The sequence below is a fragment of the Aeromonas australiensis genome, assembly GCF_000819725.1.
Lineage (GTDB): Bacteria > Pseudomonadota > Gammaproteobacteria > Enterobacterales > Aeromonadaceae > Aeromonas > Aeromonas australiensis.
On record NZ_CDDH01000051.1, the window covers coordinates 72074 to 90480 of the forward strand.

17 protein-coding genes are annotated in these 18407 nt (G+C 57.6%); 15 read left to right on the forward strand and 2 right to left on the reverse strand.

The window, feature by feature from the left end; all coding sequences use genetic code 11:
• Positions 1 to 8 precede the first annotated feature (8 nt).
• Together BN1117_RS18750 and BN1117_RS07930 are read right to left on the reverse strand one after the other, a co-directional pair.
• The gene (locus BN1117_RS18750; RefSeq protein WP_167334819.1) at positions 9 to 941 is read right to left on the reverse strand and encodes a hypothetical protein; all 933 of its coding nucleotides are present in this window, start codon (positions 939 to 941) and stop codon (positions 9 to 11) included.
• The gene (locus tag BN1117_RS07930) at positions 881 to 1510 is read right to left on the reverse strand and encodes a recombinase family protein (protein WP_040096319.1); all 630 of its coding nucleotides are present in this window, start codon (positions 1508 to 1510) and stop codon (positions 881 to 883) included. Before BN1117_RS07930 ends, BN1117_RS18750 begins: the two co-directional genes overlap by 61 nt.
• Before the next feature lie 116 nt (positions 1511 to 1626).
• On the opposite strand from BN1117_RS07930, the gene BN1117_RS19410 reads away from it, so the two are divergent.
• From BN1117_RS19410 to ftsZ, 15 genes are all read left to right on the forward strand, one after another.
• A complete protein-coding gene (locus BN1117_RS19410; protein ID WP_156129920.1) occupies positions 1627 to 1863 on the forward strand; it encodes a hypothetical protein in 237 nt (78 codons plus the stop codon).
• 703 nt (positions 1864 to 2566) lie between these two features.
• A complete protein-coding gene (gene mraZ / locus BN1117_RS07940) occupies positions 2567 to 3025 on the forward strand; it encodes a division/cell wall cluster transcriptional repressor MraZ (RefSeq protein ID WP_040096322.1) in 459 nt (152 codons plus the stop codon).
• Positions 3026 to 3964, forward strand: a complete 939-nt coding sequence (gene rsmH / locus BN1117_RS07945) for a 16S rRNA (cytosine(1402)-N(4))-methyltransferase RsmH (RefSeq protein ID WP_040096324.1) — start codon at positions 3026 to 3028, stop codon at positions 3962 to 3964.
• A 3-nt stretch (positions 3965 to 3967) separates the two neighbouring features.
• Entirely contained in the window at positions 3968 to 4282 is a 315-nt protein-coding gene (ftsL, locus tag BN1117_RS07950; protein WP_040096327.1) for a cell division protein FtsL, read from the forward strand.
• The gene (locus tag BN1117_RS07955) at positions 4279 to 6033 is read left to right on the forward strand and encodes a penicillin-binding transpeptidase domain-containing protein (RefSeq protein ID WP_040096328.1); all 1755 of its coding nucleotides are present in this window, start codon (positions 4279 to 4281) and stop codon (positions 6031 to 6033) included. The genes ftsL and BN1117_RS07955 overlap by 4 nt, the downstream gene beginning before the upstream one ends.
• On the forward strand, positions 5966 to 7498 hold the full coding sequence (murE, locus tag BN1117_RS07960; RefSeq protein WP_052441450.1) for a UDP-N-acetylmuramoyl-L-alanyl-D-glutamate--2,6-diaminopimelate ligase: 1533 nt from the start codon (positions 5966 to 5968) through the stop codon (positions 7496 to 7498). The genes BN1117_RS07955 and murE overlap by 68 nt, the downstream gene beginning before the upstream one ends.
• The gene (locus BN1117_RS07965; RefSeq protein ID WP_040096332.1) at positions 7495 to 8850 is read left to right on the forward strand and encodes a UDP-N-acetylmuramoyl-tripeptide--D-alanyl-D-alanine ligase; all 1356 of its coding nucleotides are present in this window, start codon (positions 7495 to 7497) and stop codon (positions 8848 to 8850) included. The genes murE and BN1117_RS07965 overlap by 4 nt, the downstream gene beginning before the upstream one ends.
• Complete coding sequence (mraY, locus tag BN1117_RS07970; RefSeq protein ID WP_040096333.1) at positions 8844 to 9926, forward strand: phospho-N-acetylmuramoyl-pentapeptide-transferase; 1083 nt, start codon at positions 8844 to 8846, stop codon at positions 9924 to 9926. The genes BN1117_RS07965 and mraY overlap by 7 nt, the downstream gene beginning before the upstream one ends.
• 3 nt (positions 9927 to 9929) lie before the next feature.
• Complete coding sequence (gene murD / locus BN1117_RS07975) at positions 9930 to 11213, forward strand: UDP-N-acetylmuramoyl-L-alanine--D-glutamate ligase (protein ID WP_040096335.1); 1284 nt, start codon at positions 9930 to 9932, stop codon at positions 11211 to 11213.
• Positions 11210 to 12391: a cell division protein FtsW gene (gene ftsW, locus BN1117_RS07980; protein ID WP_040096337.1), complete on the forward strand. Its 1182-nt coding sequence runs from the start codon at positions 11210 to 11212 to the stop codon at positions 12389 to 12391. The genes murD and ftsW overlap by 4 nt, the downstream gene beginning before the upstream one ends.
• A complete protein-coding gene (gene murG, locus BN1117_RS07985; protein WP_040096339.1) occupies positions 12391 to 13473 on the forward strand; it encodes an undecaprenyldiphospho-muramoylpentapeptide beta-N-acetylglucosaminyltransferase in 1083 nt (360 codons plus the stop codon). The genes ftsW and murG overlap by 1 nt, the downstream gene beginning before the upstream one ends.
• A 111-nt stretch (positions 13474 to 13584) precedes the next feature.
• Entirely contained in the window at positions 13585 to 15039 is a 1455-nt protein-coding gene (murC, locus tag BN1117_RS07990) for a UDP-N-acetylmuramate--L-alanine ligase (protein WP_040096340.1), read from the forward strand.
• 98 nt (positions 15040 to 15137) lie between these two features.
• The gene (locus BN1117_RS07995; RefSeq protein ID WP_040096342.1) at positions 15138 to 15890 is read left to right on the forward strand and encodes a cell division protein FtsQ/DivIB; all 753 of its coding nucleotides are present in this window, start codon (positions 15138 to 15140) and stop codon (positions 15888 to 15890) included.
• Positions 15871 to 17130 (forward strand): cell division protein FtsA, encoded by a 1260-nt coding sequence (gene ftsA / locus BN1117_RS08000; protein ID WP_040096344.1) that lies wholly within the window; start codon positions 15871 to 15873, stop codon positions 17128 to 17130. Before BN1117_RS07995 ends, ftsA begins: the two co-directional genes overlap by 20 nt.
• Positions 17131 to 17169: 39 nt before the next feature.
• The gene (ftsZ, locus tag BN1117_RS08005; protein WP_005336147.1) at positions 17170 to 18321 is read left to right on the forward strand and encodes a cell division protein FtsZ; all 1152 of its coding nucleotides are present in this window, start codon (positions 17170 to 17172) and stop codon (positions 18319 to 18321) included.
• The last annotated feature ends 86 nt before the right edge of the window (positions 18322 to 18407 follow it).

Below are 18407 nucleotides of genomic sequence, written 5' to 3' on the forward strand. Positions count from 1 at the left end.
TAAATCAATTATTTTCTGCGGAAATTTGATTTACTTGTTGAACCATCAGGATATTTTAGTTGTATTTCAATTGTATCTGGTTGAACTTTATAAGTAATCGTAGCATCATCATTTTGAAAACCATTGGAGCCATCGCGCCAGCGACCCACCTCATTTATTTCTGAACCGGGCAGTACTCTCCATATGATCTTATTATCATACTTATTGATTTGGCACTCATAATTCCATGTGGTGTTGTCTGCTGGTCTGATATAGCCAACAATAACTTTATTATAACCCTCCTTGTAGTGATCTTTTACTTTTATTGTATGCGGTTCTTTTCTAAATTCTAGCGAAATTGCATGTTGGCAAATATTATTGAATTCTTTTTCTGACACTTGAGAGGCATTGATAGCCATGTTGGTACTTTTAATCTTATCCAAGCTCATAATTTCATCCTTCCCTGATTGTGTTGCTATAAGCATGTTTACTAGCTGCTGCGATAGAGATTTTCTAAAGCTATATTCATTGCCATCTTTACCTTTTCTCATCCATTCTGAGTATGTAACGCCACCATCTTTGGACACTCTAAATGAGATACTCTCTTCGTGAAAGCTACATTCGTAATATTTTTTATTGTTAGAGACGATCACTGACTTGACCGATGGAGTATGAAATCTATGGAATATAATTTCATCTTTGTCTGTTTTTTCCTCCACGCTATAAACACCCACACAAAGAGCATTGTAGTCACTGTCATGTAAATTCTGTAAGTTATTTTGGGCGGTCTCAGGAGCAGACGCAACATTATCATTGTCTACTTTTTTTTCTAAAAAATAGTTATAGAGGCCAAATGAAAACAAAAGAAAAAGTATAATTTTTACAGTGTTTGACACAATAGTTAATCCTTTATATTTGTTCGGCAATGCTTGGCTATTTTTGCAATCGTAGCTCGACTGCATTTATACATATCCTCAATCTTGCTATAAGACCATCCAGCAGACAAGGCCAATTGAATCTTTTCGTGAAGTGCCGCATCTATCGGGCGGCCTTTATAGCGTCCTTCTGCCTTGGCTTTGGCGATGCCTTGAGCCTGACGGCGGCGACGGTCGGTATAGTCTTTGCGAGCAATGGCGGCGAGCATATCAAGCATCATACTGTTCAATGCGTCCAGCATCCGGCTGGTGAACTCGTCCCCTGTCGTCATAAGCTGGTGGCTGGTGGGCAAATCCAGTGCCACGATCCGCACACCTTTAGCCTTGATAATGGCTTTCAGGCTTTCCCAGTCCTCACCGTTAAGGCGGCTGATACGGTCTACCTGTTCCACCAGCAGGCAATCCCCTTGCTGGGCGATATCAAGTAGGCGGAACAACTCGGGACGTTTGAGACTGGCCCCCGATTCGTTTTCAACAAACCATCCGGCAATCTGTTGCCCTTGGCTTTGGGTAAACTCGATCAACTGTTCTTTTGCGCGGCTGGCGTCTTGTTCGTCGGTACTGGCTCGCAGGTATCCATAGATCCGGTTGCTCATAATGCCCTCTGGTTTCCTTTGTGTGGTTTCGTAATTATAGTTTGTTTTGAGTGGTTTAGTAAATGAGAGACCAGAGATAATCGAGATAGAAAGCCAATTTTCTTTAGGTATACCCAATGAAACTGATGAAAACCTGTACGATATTTCAAAATTTAAAAAAATTTAACAAAGGGGTTCGTTTGGTTTCGTTAATTGGTGTTGAGCACTTTCTGAACAGTTATGATGACATCAAGATTTCAGGGAGGGGGAGCGGAAGCGATGTTATTGAGAATTATTATCATATTGGTCATGACTACGGTATCGCAGGTGAGCCATTCAACTGCATACAGTCAATACAACCTGATCCGCGATGAAGTGGTGAAGCAACAGCGCGTCTGTACCTATGAGAACAAGCGCGGTGAGATTCATGTGATTACCAAACCCAAGGCAAAGCGGTGTGCGAAGTACATAAACACCGACCGCTTGTAGGGATGAACTGTGGTTCAAGGTGTGCAACAATGTGGATTCTTGCCAGCAGACGATAGAGAGTATAAATCTATAACTTGCTGATTTTAAACAACAATCCGCTGTTGCTCTGTTGATGTAGAGGACGGCTTACAGGCCGACTCCGACCTCATTGCGAAGAGCCCCGCGATTTATCGCGGGGCTCTTTTTTAATGCATGAGAAAATATGGTTTCGTTGGCAGGATATTGTCGGCCTTGTCATTTTGAATGAAATTATATGTTTTAAATCAATCGAATAGTTTCGTACTTGGCACGATGGCAGCGATAGATGGTGACAGAACCAAGGATGGCTGTTCGCACTCGCATATTGTGTGTGCTCTCAGTTCATTCACTTATTTCAATTAATCACCGGAGTTTAACGCCAAATAACTTGTGGAAAATCAACCCACTCAATCTGCGGTATGCAATCGCTGCGTCAATATGTTCCCTCTGTCCCATCTCCTTGCTTGAAAAGCCCTCTACTCGTCCTTAAACTTCAGCGTGGGGAAAAGTGGATAAAAGTGGTTTTTAGAGGGGCAATCTGCCTGCTCACTCACCTTCAGGGACTGCAATTTGTTGCGTGGCGCTCATGCCATCAGCCTGGACAGTAAAGGGCGGCTGGCAATTCCGACCAAATTCCGTGATTGGCTGCGCGATGAAAGCGACGGCCAGCTGGTTTGCACCATCGACATAGCCCATCCCTGTCTGCTGCTTTATCCCCTGAATGAGTGGGAAGAGGTCGAGCGCAAGCTCAAGACCCTTTCCAGCATGAATCCCGCTGAACGCCGTTTGCAGCGACTGCTGCTGGGACATGCAACCGAATGCGAGCTGGATGGCAATGGCCGTCTGCTGCTCAGTCAGCCACTGCGCAACCATGCGGGGCTGGACAAGAAAATCATGCTGGTGGGCCAGCTCAACAAGTTTGAGCTGTGGGATGAAGCCCGCTGGCAACAACAGGTCAATGACGACATCTTGGGTCTGCCCGGGGATGAATGGGCAAGCTCACCACGACTACAGGATTTCTCTTTATAAATGACCCAAGCCGCTGAACACATCACAGTGCTGCTGCACGAAGCCGTTGAAGGTCTGGCCATCAAGCCGGACGGTGTCTACGTCGACGGTACTTTTGGCCGGGGTGGTCATTCTCGCCTGATCCTGCAGCACCTTGGTCCCAATGGCCGTCTGATCGCCATCGACCGCGATCCCCAGGCGATCGCCGAAGCGGCCAAGATCCAGGATCCCCGTTTCGAAATCGTCCATGGTCCCTTCTCCGGCATCACTTCTTATCTGGATGAGCGCGGTTTGCTAGGCAAGGTGGATGGCTTCCTGCTGGATCTGGGGGTCTCTTCACCCCAGCTGGATGATGCCGAGCGCGGATTCAGTTTTATGAAAGATGGTCCGCTCGATATGCGGATGGACCCCACCTCCGGTCAGAGCGCTGCCGAGTGGTTGGCCAAGGCCGATGTGGATGATATCGCCTGGGTGCTGAAGACCTTCGGCGAGGAGCGTTTCGCCAAAAAAATCGCCCGTGCCATCGTGCACGACCGTGTGACCGAGCCTTACGTGCGTACCCGTCAACTGGCGGAGATGATTGCCCGGGTCAATCCGAGCAAGGAGAAGGGCAAACATGCGGCAACCCGCAGCTTCCAGGCCATCCGCATCTATATCAACAGCGAGCTGGACGAGATTGAAACCGCGCTCAATGGTGCGCTGCAGGTGCTGGCACCGCATGGCCGCCTGTCAGTGATCAGCTTCCACTCACTGGAAGATCGGCTGGTTAAACACTTTATCCGCAAGCACGAGAAGGGACCTGAGGTACCACATGGCATACCGCTGACCGAAGCCCAATTGGCAGGCGGTCGCAAATTGAAGTCGGTCGGCAAGGCGCTCAAGCCTTCTGAACATGAGGTATCTGAAAACAGCCGCTCGCGCAGCTCGGTGCTACGCGTAGCGCAGCGGTTGATGGAGTAAGTCATGAGCGAGGTGCGTGTTCATCTGGCCAAGGAGATCGTTGCCGATCTTTGGCGGCACAAGCTGCAGATCCTGTTGTCGGTTGCCGTGCTGGTGACCGCGTTTGCGGTGATCCTGGTGACCAACATGACCCGTGGCTTGACTGCCAAGCAGAATGACCTGATGGCAGAAGAGGATCGTCTCAATATCGAGTGGCGCCATCTGTTGCTGGAGCAGGGCACCCTGGCCGAGCACTCCCGGGTGGCGAGTCTGGCGATGGACAAGCTGCAGATGGGGCGTTCGTTGGTGACCACCGAGAAGGTAATTACCCAACCATGAAACGCAAGGCTACAGCCAAAGCTGCCAAAGCGAATGTCAAAGCGCCATCGATCTATCCGTGGCGCTTTCGCACGCTTGCGGTGTTTATCGGCATCGCGTTTGTGGGTCTGATCTTGCGTCTGGCCTGGATCCAGGTGATCAATCCGGATAGGTTGCGTCAGGAGGGGGACATGCGCTCCCTGCGTACCACCTCCACCCAGGCGGTGCGCGGTATGATCACCGATCGCAACGGTGAGCAGCTGGCAGTCTCGGTACCGGTCGAGGCGGTCTGGGCCGATCCCAAGACAGTGCACGAGTCCGGTGCCATTCACAACGAACGTGCCTGGCTGGCGCTGTCGGCTGTTCTCAAGATTGACATCAACACCCTGAAACATCGCATCTCTAATCCCAACAAGCGCTTCGTCTATCTTCAGCGCCAGGTGACTCCCGCTGTGTCCGAGTATATCAAGGGGCTCAATCTGGGCGGCGTTTACCTGCGTCCCGAATCTCGCCGCTTTTATCCAACCGGGGAGATCAGCGCCCATCTGGTGGGGGTAACCAATATCGATGGTAGCGGTATTGAAGGGATTGAGCGTAGCTATAACGAGTGGCTGACCGCGACACCCGGCGAAATGCGGGTGCGCAAGGATCGACAGGGGCGGGTCATCGAGCGGCTGGGGATAGTGAAAGAGGGCAAGAATGCCAACGATCTGCAGCTCAGCATCGATCAGCGGGTGCAGGCGCTGGCCTATCGCGCTCTGAAGCGGGCAACCGACGAGAACAAGGCGACCTCCGGCTCCATGGTGATGCTGGATATCAAGAGCGGGGAAGTGCTCGCCATGGTCAACACCCCCTCTTACAACCCCAACAACCGGGGGCAATACCAGAGTTTTCGGGTGCGCAACCGGGTGGTAACCGATACCTATGAACCTGGCTCAACGCTAAAGCCATTGATTTTGCTCAGTGCCCTTCAGGCGGGAGTCACCAGCTGGAAGGATTTCATTCCCGGCGGTCCGCTCTTTATCGGGGCCAAGCAAATCAAGGACGTCAGTATCCACAAGGCGACCAACCTCTACGATATCCTGCGCTACTCCTCCAACATCGGTATGTCGCGCATCGCCTTGCGGATGCCGGCGCAGGAGATGATCAATACCCTCAGCATGTTCGGTTTTGGCATGGATACCGGCAGCGGACTGATGGGCGAGAGCAGCGGCATGTTGCCCCAGCGCCGTCGTTGGTCGGATATTGAGCGGGCCACACTCTCGTTCGGCTATGGCCTGCGGGTGACGCCGCTGCAGCTGGCTTCTGCCTATGCCACGTTGGCCAACAAGGGCAAGCGGGTGCCACTCTCCATCGTCAAGGTGACAGAGCCGCCCAAGGGTGAACAGGTTATCGACCACAACAATGCTGCCGCCATGTTGCAGGCACTGGAGTATGTGGTCGACAACGGCATACCCAAAGCCAAAATTCCTGGCTATCGAGTGGGGGGTAAGAGTGGTACTGCCAAGGTCGCCGTCGCCGGTGGCTATGGCAAGGATTACATGGCCTGGTTTGCCGGTTTTGCGCCCGCTAGCGACCCTCGTTTCGTCATGGTGGTGGTGATCAATGAGCCAAAAGGCAGCGCCTATTATGGTGGCGCCGTGGCAACGCCACCTTTTGCAGAGGCCATGGGTGGGGTACTGCAACTCTTCAATATTCGGCCCGATGCGTTACCGCTTTCGGTTCCCCCCAAACTTGCCCGTACGGAGGCACACCTTGTCCCGCGCACTTGATGCATTACTGCGCCCCTTTGGTATCCAGGCGCCGGCACTCGCCCTGACCGATATCCAGCTGGATAGTCGGCGGGTTGGCCCCGGCTCTCTTTTCGTAGCCATTCGCGGTCATCAGATGGATGGCAGACGGTTTATCGAACAGGCGGTGGCTCAGGGAGCTGCCGCTGTTGTGTTTGAAGAGGATGGTGAATTTATTGCGCCGGCGACGCCGGTTCCCTGTATCGGGATGCGGGATCTGCCCGCTCACCTCTCTGCACTTTCCGGATATTTCTACGACCAGCCAGCCAAAAAACTGGCGCTGGTGGGGATCACCGGGACCAACGGCAAGAGCACCACGGCACTGCTGGTCGCTAACTGGCGCACCCTGCTGGGTGGCAAGGCTGGCGTGATGGGCACCATCGGTAACGGCTTGTTTGGCAATCTGATCGAAGCGGAAAATACCACCGGCAGCGCCGTTCAGGTGCAGGCCAATCTGGCCGCGCTGCAAGAGCAGGGGGCGGACCTGGTGGCGATGGAGGTCTCCAGCCACGGTCTGGTACAGCACCGCGTCGCAGCCCTGCCATTTGCCGCGGCGGTTTTCACCAACCTGAGCCGGGATCACCTCGATTATCACGGCACCATGGAAGCCTATGGCGCCGCCAAGGAGCAACTACTGCAGTTGGTCGATGAGTCTCATGCGGTGATCAATCGGGATGATGAATTGGGTGTCAAGTGGCTCGATAGATACCCGGCTGCGGTGGCCTTCAGTGTGGCCGGCCCGATTGAAAACCATCCTGGCCGTCAGATAACGGCGCAGCAGCTCGATTTTCACCAGCAAGGTTTTCGTGCGCTGATTAACTCCAGCTGGGGGAATGGTGTATTATCCGCCCCCTTGCTCGGGCGCTTCAACGTCAGCAATGTGCTGGCGGCGATGGGTGTGATGCTGGTGCTCGGTTACGACTTCAACGAACTGCTGGCAACCGCGCCCCAATTGCAGCCGGTGACCGGTCGCATGGAGTGTTTTGGCGGTGGCGATACGCCGCTGGCGGTGGTCGATTACGCCCACACCCCCGATGCGCTGGAGAAGGCATTGCAGGCCCTGCGAGTGCACTGCACCGGCCAGCTCTGGTGTCTGGTTGGTTGTGGTGGCGACCGAGATCGCGGCAAACGCCCCATGATGGCCGCCATGGCCGAGCAGTATGCGGATCGCGTGATCCTGACCGATGACAATCCCCGTACCGAGGAGCCGGCCCGGATCATGGCCGACATGGTGGCGGGTCTTCGCGATCCTGCTGCGGTGCAAGTGGAGCACGACCGGGTCAAGGCGATCGCGCTGGCCATCGGTCAGGCGAACAAACAGGACATCATCCTGGTGGCCGGTAAAGGCCACGAGGATTATCAAATCATAGGAACCGACAAGCGGCACTACAGCGACCGGGAAACCGTTGCAGCCGCCTTGCACACATTATCGGAGTCATTCACATGATGACCCTCAGGCTTGCCGAGCTGGCACAGGTACTCGATGCCCGTCTGATTGGTGACGATGGCGAGATCACCGTCGTCAGTACCGACACTCGCACCCTTGGTGCGGGTGCCCTGTTCGTTGCCCTGCGCGGCGAGCGCTTCGATGCCCACGATTTTTGCGAGCAGGCCGTTCAGGCCGGGGCCTCTGCCCTGCTGGTGGAGCGTGAACTGCCGCTGGCCATCCCCCAACTGGTGGTGACCGACAGCCTGAAGGGGCTGGGCCGTCTCGGCAAACTGGTGCGCGAACGGATCAACCCGAAAGTGCTGGCCATTACCGGCAGCTGCGGCAAGACCACGGTGAAGGAGATGGCCACCGCTATCCTGCGCCACGAAGGGGAGGTGCTGGCTACTGCCGGCAACTTCAATAACGAGGTAGGCGTACCACTCACTCTGCTGCGTCTCGAACCACAGCACCAGTTCGCGGTGATGGAGTTGGGGGCCAACCACAAGGGCGAGATCGCCTGGACCACCTCGCTGGCCAAACCCGATGCCGCCATCATCAACAACGTGGCAGCGGCTCATCTGGAGGGATTTGGTTCGCTTGAGGGGATCTACCACGCCAAGAGCGAAATCTTTGAGGGCTTGAGCGAGGGTGGCACCGCCATCGTCAACGCCGACAACGAATTCTGGCCGAAGTGGCGCGAAAGCGGCATTCGTTGCGCCTTCTCCATTGAGGATCAGAGCCAGCCGTTCCACGCCCGCGACATGGTGCTCAACGAGCAAGGTTGCGCCGAGTTCGTGATGGTGACCCCGCAGGGTGAGCTGAGCCTGACTCTGGCGATCCCGGGTCGCCACAACGTGGCCAACGCGCTGGCTGCCACTGCAGGCTGTCTGGCCCTCGGCGCATCCCTCGATTCCGTCAAGGCGGGGCTGGAGCAGATGGCACCGGTCAAGGGGCGCTTCTGCGTCCAGCGCTGGGGCGGGCTGACCCTGGTGGATGATACCTACAATGCCAGCGTGGAGTCCGTGCTGGCGGGCATCGATGCCCTGACTGCCATGAGTGGCTTCAAGGTGCTGGTGTTCGGTGATATGCGGGAACTGGGTGAGGAGTCTGCCGAGCAACATGCCCGGGTGGGCCATCATGCCCGCGAGCGCGGTCTGGATGCCGTGCTGACAGTGGGAGAAGATAGTCGCCATACCGCAGATGCCGCGGCGGGCCGACATTTCGATAACAAGGCGTCGTTGTTTGAAGTGCTTGCGCAAATGATAAATACACATCAGGAAATTTCGATTCTGGTCAAGGGGGCCCGTGGCTCCCGCATGGAAGATATCGTCGAGATGGTCAAGCACCATCAGGAGTCCGCACCATGCTAGTCTGGCTGGCGGAACTGCTCACCCCGCACTTCACCTTCTTCAACGTCTTCTCCTACCTGACGTTTCGCGCCATCCTGTCGATCATCACCGGACTGGGGGTGGCGCTCTGGATGGGGCCGCATCTCATTCGCCGCCTGCAGATCCTGAAATTCGGCCAGGTGATCCGCAACGACGGTCCCGAGTCCCACCTCAGCAAGCGGGGCACCCCGACCATGGGTGGCCTGATGATCATTGCGGCCATTTTTACCTCGGTATTGCTCTGGTGTCGTCTCGACAATCCCTATGTCTGGCTGGTGCTGTTTGTCCTTGGCGCTTACGGTGCCATCGGCTTTGCCGACGACTACCTCAAGGTGGTGCGCAAGAACACCGACGGCCTGATCGCGCGCTGGAAGTACTTCTGGCAATCCGCGGTGGCGCTGGGGGTCGCGGTGTTCCTCTATGCGACCACCACCCATGAGGGTCAGACCCAGCTGGTGGTGCCCTTCCTCAAGGATGTGATGCCGCAGCTTGGCCTGATGTTTATCGTGCTGGCCTACTTTGTCATCGTTGGCACCTCCAACGCGGTCAACCTGACCGATGGTCTTGACGGGCTGGCCATCATGCCGACTGTGATGGTGGCGGGCGGTTTTGCCTTCATCGCCTGGGCTACCGGCAACGTCAACTTTGCCAATTATCTGCATATTCCCTATGTGCCCTATACCTCCGAACTGGTGATCGTCTGTACCGCCATCGTCGGGGCCGGTCTGGGTTTCCTCTGGTTCAACACCTATCCGGCGCAAGTATTCATGGGGGATGTCGGTTCCCTGGCACTGGGCGGGGCGCTCGGCACCATTGCCGTATTGGTGCGACAGGAGTTCCTGCTGGTGATCATGGGTGGCGTCTTCGTGATGGAGACTGTCTCGGTGATCCTGCAGGTGGGTTCATACAAGCTTCGCGGCGTGCGGATCTTCCGCATGGCGCCGATCCATCACCACTACGAGAAGAAGGGCTGGCCGGAGCCGCGCGTTATCGTGCGTTTCTGGATCATCACCCTTGTGCTGGTGTTGCTGGGTCTTGCCACCCTGAAGGTGAGGTAAGCCATGGTTATCATCATCGGCCTCGGCAAAACCGGACTCTCCTGTGTCGATTACTTCCTCGGCCGTGGCGTGACGCCACTGGTGATGGATACCCGTATCAACCCGCCCGGCAAGGATCAATTGCCGCCGGAGGTTGAGCTGATCCATGGGCTTGACGAGGCACTGCTCAAGCAGGCGCACATGATAGTGGCTAGCCCGGGTATCGCCCTGGCTACCCCCGAGCTGAAAGCGGCCGCTGAGTGCGGCGTGCAGATCGTCGGTGACATCGAGCTGTTTGTGCGTGAGACCGAGACCCCCGTGATTGCCATCACCGGCTCCAACGGCAAGAGCACGGTCACTACCCTGGTGGGCGAAATGATTGCCGAAGCCGGCCTCAAGGTCGGCGTGGGTGGCAATATCGGCACGCCTGCGCTGGAGCTGCTCAAGCAGCCGATGGATCTCTGCGTGCTGGAGCTCTCCAGCTTCCAACTGGAAACTACTCACAGTTTGCGTGCTGCCGCCTCCGTGGTGCTGAACCTCTCCGAAGATCACATGGATCGCTATCAAGGCATGGCCGACTATCGCGCAGCCAAGATGGAGATCCATCAGTACTCCAAACACATTCTGGTCAATCGTGACGATGCCCAGACCCTGCCTGATGTGGGTCAGGTGTGGCAGAGCTTTGGTCTCGACTGCAATGGCTATGGCCGTTGCCTGCTGGATGGCCACTACTGGTTGACCCTGCACGGCGAACCGCTGTTGGCAGTGGACGAGATGAAGATCGTCGGCGCCCACAATCAGGCCAACGCCCTTGCCGCCATGGCCCTGTGCGATGCGGTCGGCATTCCTCGTCCGGCTCAGCTTACCGTGCTGCGCCGCTTTGAAGGCTTGCCGCACCGTGCCCGCTTTGTGCGCGAGGTGAACGGAGTGCGCTGGATCAACGACTCCAAGGCAACCAACGTGGGAGCCACGCTGGCTGCCGTGGCCGGTGTGCGCGAGTCGGTAAAGGGGCGCCTGCTGCTGCTGGCCGGTGGTCAGGGCAAGGGGCAGGATTTTGGTCCGATCCAGGCGCTGCTCGGCAACCAGATCGATCACATGTACTGCTTCGGTCAGGATGCCGAGGTGCTGCTGGCACTGGGCGAGCAGACCGAACGGGTGGCCGATCTGGCCGCCGCGGTCGCCAAGGCGGCTGCCGATGCCAGGCCCGGTGACTGGGTGCTGCTGGCGCCAGCCTGTGCCAGCCTAGATCAGTTCAAGTCGTTCGAGGTGCGCGGCGATCGCTTCACCGAAATGGTGCTGGCACTATGAACGCCCTTCGCGCAGCAGCAGGTCTGTTCCAGCGCTGGTTGTTACCGGCGCGTCCTGCCGGTCTCTACGATCGGCAGCTGGTACTGCTGGCGCTCTCCCTGATGGCGGTCGGGGTGGTGATCGTGGCCTCGGCGTCGATCCCCGAGGGGATTGCGCTGGGGGATGACCCCTTCATGTTTGTGAAGCGTCACGCCCTGTTTCTGGTGATGGCGCTCGGTATCTCCTGGTTTGTGTTGCAGGTGCCGATGGCTCGCTGGCAACAGCACAATGGCCCCATGTTGTTGCTGGCTATCTTGCTGCTGGTATTGGTGCTGCTGGTGGGACGCAACGTTAACGGTGCAGTGCGCTGGTTGCCGCTTGGCCCTTTCAACCTGCAACCAGCAGAGTTTGGCAAGCTGGCATTGTTTGTCTATCTGGCCGGTTATCTGGTGCGGCGGCAGAATGAGGTCCGTGAAGCCTGGATCGGCTTCCTCAAGCCGTTGGCTGTATTCGCTGTGCTGGCAGTCTTGTTGCTGCTGCAGCCAGATCTGGGCTCTACCGTGGTGATGTTCGTCACCTCATTCGGCATGCTGTTTCTGGCTGGAGCTCGGCTGGGGCAGTTCCTTACTCTCATTGGGGCCGGCCTTGGTGCTGTCATCATGCTGGTCATCGCGGCACCTTACCGAATGCGACGGGTGACCTCCTTTATGGATCCCTGGGCCGATCCGTTCGGCAGCGGCTACCAGTTGACCCAGTCGCTGATGGCATTTGGTCGTGGCAGCTGGTTTGGCGAAGGGCTTGGCAACTCTATCCAGAAGATGGAGTACCTGCCGGAAGCGCACACCGACTTCGTGTTTGCGATCCTCGGTGAAGAGCTGGGTTACGTCGGGGTGCTGGGCGCCCTGTTCCTGATTTTTGCGCTGGCGGTCAAGGCGCTCAAGCTGGGGCATCGCGCGCTGGAGGCAGAGCGGCTCTATGACGGTTATCTGGCGATCGGCATCGGCATCTGGTTCAGCTTCCAGACCTTCGTCAACGTCGGCGCGGCCAGCGGCATGATGCCGACCAAGGGCTTGACCCTGCCGCTGGTGAGTTACGGTGGTTCCAGTCTCATCATCATGTCGGTGGCGGTGAGCATGTTGATTCGAATCGATTTTGAGTTGCGTCAGGCGACAGCCCAGGCGCGCGTGCGGGAGGTTTAGTGAGCAAGACTCTGTTGGTGATGGCAGGTGGTACCGGTGGGCATGTGTTCCCCGGTCTGGCCGTGGCCGATCGCCTGAAGGCCCAGGGCTGGACTGTCCACTGGCTCGGCACTGCCGACCGGATGGAGGCGGAGCTGGTGCCCGCCCACGGTTATCCCATCTCCTTCATCGATATTCAGGGGGTGCGTGGCAACGGCATCAAACGACTGCTGGTGGCCCCCTATCGCATCGTCAAATCGATCCTGCAGGCGCGTCAGGTGCTCAAGACCGTTCGCCCTGATGTGGTGCTCGGCATGGGTGGTTTTGCTTCCGGCCCGGGTGGCGTGGCGGCCTGGTTCTCCGGCATCCCCTTGCTGCTTCATGAGCAGAATGCCGCTGCCGGCATGACCAACAAGCTGCTGGCCCGTATCGCCAGGCGGGTCTTGATGGCTTTTCCGGGCGCCTTCGCGCCGAGCCGTCGTACCGCCGTGGTGGGCAATCCGGTGCGTCCCGAAGTGGTCGCCCTGCCGGATCCACAACTGCGCAGTGGAGCCGAGCCGCTCCATCTGCTGATCGTCGGCGGCAGTCTGGGCGCTCGGGTGCTCAACGAGCAGGTACCTGCTGCGGTGGCGGCGTCCGGTGTGCCCATTGAGGTGCGTCACCAGTGTGGCAAGGGCAATGCCGAGTCAGTTTCTGCTGCCTATGCCCAGCACGGCATCCATGCCGAGGTGAGTGAGTTTATCAAGGATATGGCAGATGCCTACGCCTGGGCCGACCTGGTGGTATGCCGCGCCGGGGCGCTGACTGTTTCCGAAGTGGCTGCCGCCGGTGTGGCTGCCATTTTTGTGCCGCTGCCCCATGCGGTGGATGATCACCAGACCCGTAATGCCCTGACCCTGGTCGATGGCGGTGCCGCCGAGTTTCTGCCCCAGTCCGAGCTGAATACCGCCTCACTGGCGGCGCGCTTGACCTGGCTCGCTGGTCGCAGGGAAACCCTGTTCAACATGGCTCAGGCCGCCCGTCGCGTTGCCATCACCGATGCGGCCGAGCGGGTTGCGGATGAGTGCAAGCAGCTCGCAACCGGGCAGCGTGGTAAAGATTGATGAGCAAGGTTGCCGCGGTAACACCGTGCCGCCTTGTACCTGTATGTATTGATGCCGCCGTGCAGCTGCGTTTTGACAGCACATGGCCTGCGGCAGACTAAAGAGACGATTATGACCAAGGTTGAACTGGCAAAACTGCGTACTGTGATCCCCGAAATGCGCCGCGTGCGTCGCATCCACTTTATTGGCATCGGTGGTGCCGGTATGGGCGGGATCGCCGAAGTGCTTGCCAACGAAGGGTATCAGGTAACGGGCTCTGATCTGGCTCGCAACGCCGTGACCGAGCGGTTGGCTGGACTGGGTGCGCATACCTTCATCGGTCACAGTGCCGAACACGTTGAGGGAGCCAGCGTGGTGGTGGTCTCTACCGCCATCAAGCAGGACAATCCGGAGCTGCTGGCTGCCCGCGAATTGCGCATTCCCGTGGTGCGCCGCGCCGAGATGCTGGCCGAGCTGATGCGTTTCCGTCACGGTATCGCCATTGCCGGTACCCACGGCAAGACCACCACCACCAGTCTGGTGGCGAGCATCTATGCCGAAGCCGACCGCGATCCGACCTTCGTCATCGGCGGCCTGCTCAACAGTGCCGGCACCAATGCCCGTCTGGGCAGCAGCCGTTACCTGATTGCCGAGGCAGACGAGAGCGACGCCTCTTTCCTGCATCTGCAGCCGATGGTCTCTATCGTGACCAACATCGAAGCGGATCACATGGATACCTACGGCGGTGACTTCTCCAAGCTGAAGGCTACCTTCATCGAGTTTCTGCACAACCTGCCTTTCTACGGACTGGCGGTGGTCTGCATCGATGATCCGGTGATCCGTGGCATGTTGCCGGAGATTGCCCGCCCGACCCTGACATACGGTCTCTCTGACGATGCCGACGTACAGGTGCTGGACTTCGTGCAGACCACCAACCACAGCTGCTTCCGGGTACGCCGCAAAGAGGGTGGGGAACTGCAGGTCACCCTCAATTTGCCGGGTATTCACAACGCATTGAACGCCGCAGCGGCGATAGCTGTCGCGACAGAGGACGGGGTCAGCGATGAGGCCATCATCCGTGCACTGGCCAAGTTTGAAGGGGTTGGTCGCCGCTTCCAGCAGTATGGCGAGTTTGAAACCGGTCGCGGCAAGGCGATGCTGGTGGACGATTACGGTCACCACCCGAGTGAAGTGAAGGTCACCATCAATGCCGCTCGTGCCGGTTGGCCCGAGAAGCGTCTGGTGATGGTGTTCCAGCCGCACCGTTATACCCGCACCCGCGACCTCTACGAGGACTTCGCCGATGTGCTCTCCAAGGTAGATGTGCTGGTGATGCTGGAGGTTTATGCTGCCGGCGAGGAGCCGATCCCGGGCGCCGATGGCCGTGCCCTGTGCCGCTCCATTCGCTCGCGCGGCAACCTGGAACCCATCTTTGTCGCTACGCCAGATGACGTGCCAACCGTGCTGGCCGACCTGATCGGCGAGGGGGATTTGGTGCTGACTCAGGGTGCCGGCAACGTCGGAGCGCTGGCCCGTCGTCTCGGAGAGATGAAATTGAGCATAGATAGCATGAAATCTGGCGCCTGAGGGCCCAATGAGTATTTTGACCGCCAAGCCGGGGCCTATATAATGGCGAACCGGTCTGTCAAAAGGCCGGTTTAGCGCGTTACACGGGGATTGATCGGGTGGAGGCAAGGGCAGAGGGGCGCACCAAGGGGGGCTTCATCGCAGGGGTAGCGTTTTTCCTGCTGGTGATATGGGGCTGCTACCGGACGGCGCTGGATGTTAAAGGTTGGCTGACAGATGCCAACCGGTTGCCCATGAGCGAGTTGTTGCTGCAGGGGCAACAGCAGTATTTGCAAACCGAAGAGCTGCGGATGGCCGTGCTGGATGGCGCCGAGCTGCGCAACTTCTTCGAGTTGGACGTCAACGAATTGCAGGCACGGCTCAATGCCCTGCCATGGGTAGCTCAGGTCTCGGTACGAAAGAAGTGGCCGAACAAGATCAAGATCTATCTCACAGAACAAGATGTAGCGGCGCGCTGGAATGGCAACCGCTTCGTCAACACCAAGGGCAAGGTATTCAGTGCCCCGGATCGGGTCAAGGCACCGCTGATGCAGCTGTCAGGGCCGGATGATCAGGCCCTCCGGGTGTTGCAAGAGAGTCGGCAGTACGAGTCGCAACTGGCTGCCAAGGGATACACGTTGCTGGGGGTTAATCTGACCCCACGCCATGCCTGGGAGCTGACCCTGGATGGCAATATCAAGTTGTTTCTGGGGCGCAATGATGTAGCGCTCCGGTTACAGCGGTTTATCGATGCCTTCCCGGTTATCGAACCCCGTGCGCAAGTTGCCTACGTGGACCTTCGATACGATACCGGAATGGCGGTTGGCTGGAAGAAGAGCGAAGAGAAAGGGCATGACCAACACCGCAGATAGGAATTTGATTGTCGGACTGGATATCGGCACAACCAAGGTGGCGGTTCTGGTCGGAGAAGTATTGCCGGACGGTGAACTGAACGTCATCGGTATGGGCAGTCACGCTTCTCGCGGAATGGAGAAGGGCGGGGTCAATGACCTCGACTCCGTGGTCAAGTCACTGCGTCGTGCGGTAGAAGAGGCCGAAATGATGGCTGATTGCCAGATCAGCTCGGTTTATCTGGGATTGTCCGGCAAGCATATCGACTGCCGTAATGAGACCGGAATGGTGCCCATCTCCGATGAGGAGGTGACTCAGGAGGATGTGGACAACGTGATCCACACCGCCAAGTCAGTGCGATTGTCGGACGAACTGCGAGTGCTGCATGTGCTGCCTCAGGAGTTTGCCATTGATTATCAGGAAGGGATCAAGAATCCGGTTGGCCTCTCCGGGGTGCGTATGGCGGCCAAGGTTCACCTGATCACCTGCCACAACGACATGGCCCGCAACATTGAGAAGTGTGTGGAGAAGGTCGGCTTGCGGGTGGATCAACTGATCTTCTCCGCGCTGGCCTCCAGCTATGCGGTGTTGACCGAAGACGAGAAAGAGCTGGGTGTCTGCGTGGTGGATATAGGTGGCGGTACCATGGATATGTCGCTGTTTACCGGCGGTGCCCTGCGCCACACCAAGGTGATCCCCTACGCCGGCAGCACGGTGACCAGCGATATCGCCTACGCCTTCGGCACCCCGCCGCTCGACGCAGAAGCGATCAAGGTACGCTACGGCTGTGCCCTCGGCCGTCTGGTCAGCAAGGAAGACAACATTGAAGTACCCAGTGTCGGCGGTCGCCCGGCGCGCAGCCTGCAACGGCAGACACTGGCTGAAGTGATTGAGCCCCGTTACACCGAGTTGCTCTACATGGTGAATGATGAGCTGGTGCGGGTACAGAGCGAGTTGAAAGCGCAGGGGGTCAAGCATCAGCTGGCAGCAGGTGTGGTCTTGACCGGCGGCGCTGCCCAGATCGAAGGCATTGTGGAGTGTGCAGAGCAGATCTTCCAGAGCCAGGTCCGGGTGGGAGAGCCCATGAACATACGTGGTTTGAGTGATTACGTGCAGGCACCTGTCTACTCGACTGCGGTCGGGTTGCTGCAATATGGCCGCACCCATCAAGCCACAGGTAGCAACAAAGAATATGCCGCCAAGGCAAGCGTCGGTGGCCTGGTCAAACGGGTTAGCAACTGGCTGCGTGGCGAGTTCTAAGAATTTTGCTGAGTCAGGCAAATAAAGCGGAGAGACAATATGTTTGAATTTATGGATAGCCACACTGACGAAGCCGTCATTAAAGTGATCGGTGTAGGTGGCGGCGGCGGTAACGCTGTCGAGCACATGGTTCGTCAAAATATTGAGGGTGTTGAGTTTATCACCGTCAACACCGACGCCCAGGCACTGCGTAACTCCAGTGCCAACACAACCCTGCAGATCGGTGGTGGCATCACCAAGGGTCTGGGAGCCGGCGCCAATCCGGAAGTGGGTCGTGATGCGGCCATGGAAGATCGCGAAGCGTTGCGTGAGCTGCTGACCGGTTCCGACATGGTGTTCATCGCCGCCGGTATGGGTGGCGGTACCGGTACTGGTGCTGCGCCGATCGTGGCCGAAGTAGCCCGCGAGATGGGTATCCTGACCGTTGCCGTGGTCACCAAGCCGTTCTCCTTTGAAGGGAAGAAGCGGATGGGCTTCGCCGCACACGGTATCGAAGAGCTCTCCAAGAACGTGGACTCCCTGATCACCATCCCCAACGACAAGTTGCTGAAGGTGCTGGGTCGCGGTATCTCCCTGCTGGACGCCTTCAAGGCGGCCAACGATGTACTGCTTGGTGCGGTACAGGGCATTGCCGAGCTGATCACCCGTCCGGGCTTGATCAACGTCGACTTCGCGGACGTGCGTACCGTAATGCGCGAAATGGGTACCGCCATGATGGGTACCGGTTCCGCCTCCGGTGATGACCGTGCCGAAGAAGCGGCCGAGAAAGCCATCTCCAGCCCGCTGCTGGAAGACGTGGATCTGGCCGGTGCCCGTGGCATCCTGGTCAACATCACCGCCGGTATGGACATGACCATCGAAGAGTTCGAAACCGTGGGTAACGCGGTCAAGGCCTTCGCTTCCGAGAACGCTACCGTTGTTGTGGGTACCGTAATCGATCCGGAAATGCACGACGAACTGCGTGTGACTGTGGTGGCCACCGGTATCGGTGCCGAGCGCAAGCCGGACATCACCCTGGTCAAGAGCAGCCAGGTGCAAGAGCGCCCGGTACGTCAACCGCTGGTCAGCGACATGATGCAGGGCCGCGTGATGGACGAAGCGCCGGCCAAGGTGGTTAACGCCGAGCCGCAAGCTCGTCGCGAACCGGATTACCTGGATATTCCGGCATTCCTGCGCAAGCAAGCTGACTAAGCTCCCTATGGAGCTCGTTTGTCTGTTGTTCAAGGAATATGCTAAGATGGCCCGTCAACGACCATCTGGTCCGGATTTTAAGCTGT

Coding starts and splice junctions, on each gene's coding strand:
- ftsA (WP_040096344.1), top strand. CDS start 15,871: ATGACCAACACCGCAGATAGGAATTTGATTGTCGGACTGGATATCGGC.
- BN1117_RS18750 (WP_167334819.1), bottom strand. CDS start 941: ATGCAGTCGAGCTACGATTGCAAAAATAGCCAAGCATTGCCGAACAAA.
- mraY (WP_040096333.1), top strand. CDS start 8,844: ATGCTAGTCTGGCTGGCGGAACTGCTCACCCCGCACTTCACCTTCTTC.
- murD (WP_040096335.1), top strand. CDS start 9,930: ATGGTTATCATCATCGGCCTCGGCAAAACCGGACTCTCCTGTGTCGAT.
- murC (WP_040096340.1), top strand. CDS start 13,585: ATGACCAAGGTTGAACTGGCAAAACTGCGTACTGTGATCCCCGAAATG.
- BN1117_RS07930 (WP_040096319.1), bottom strand. CDS start 1,510: ATGAGCAACCGGATCTATGGATACCTGCGAGCCAGTACCGACGAACAA.
- ftsZ (WP_005336147.1), top strand. CDS start 17,170: ATGTTTGAATTTATGGATAGCCACACTGACGAAGCCGTCATTAAAGTG.
- rsmH (WP_040096324.1), top strand. CDS start 3,026: ATGACCCAAGCCGCTGAACACATCACAGTGCTGCTGCACGAAGCCGTT.
- BN1117_RS07965 (WP_040096332.1), top strand. CDS start 7,495: ATGATGACCCTCAGGCTTGCCGAGCTGGCACAGGTACTCGATGCCCGT.
- ftsW (WP_040096337.1), top strand. CDS start 11,210: ATGAACGCCCTTCGCGCAGCAGCAGGTCTGTTCCAGCGCTGGTTGTTA.
- BN1117_RS19410 (WP_156129920.1), top strand. CDS start 1,627: ATGAAACTGATGAAAACCTGTACGATATTTCAAAATTTAAAAAAATTT.
- BN1117_RS07955 (WP_040096328.1), top strand. CDS start 4,279: ATGAAACGCAAGGCTACAGCCAAAGCTGCCAAAGCGAATGTCAAAGCG.
- ftsL (WP_040096327.1), top strand. CDS start 3,968: ATGAGCGAGGTGCGTGTTCATCTGGCCAAGGAGATCGTTGCCGATCTT.
- murE (WP_052441450.1), top strand. CDS start 5,966: ATGCGTTACCGCTTTCGGTTCCCCCCAAACTTGCCCGTACGGAGGCAC.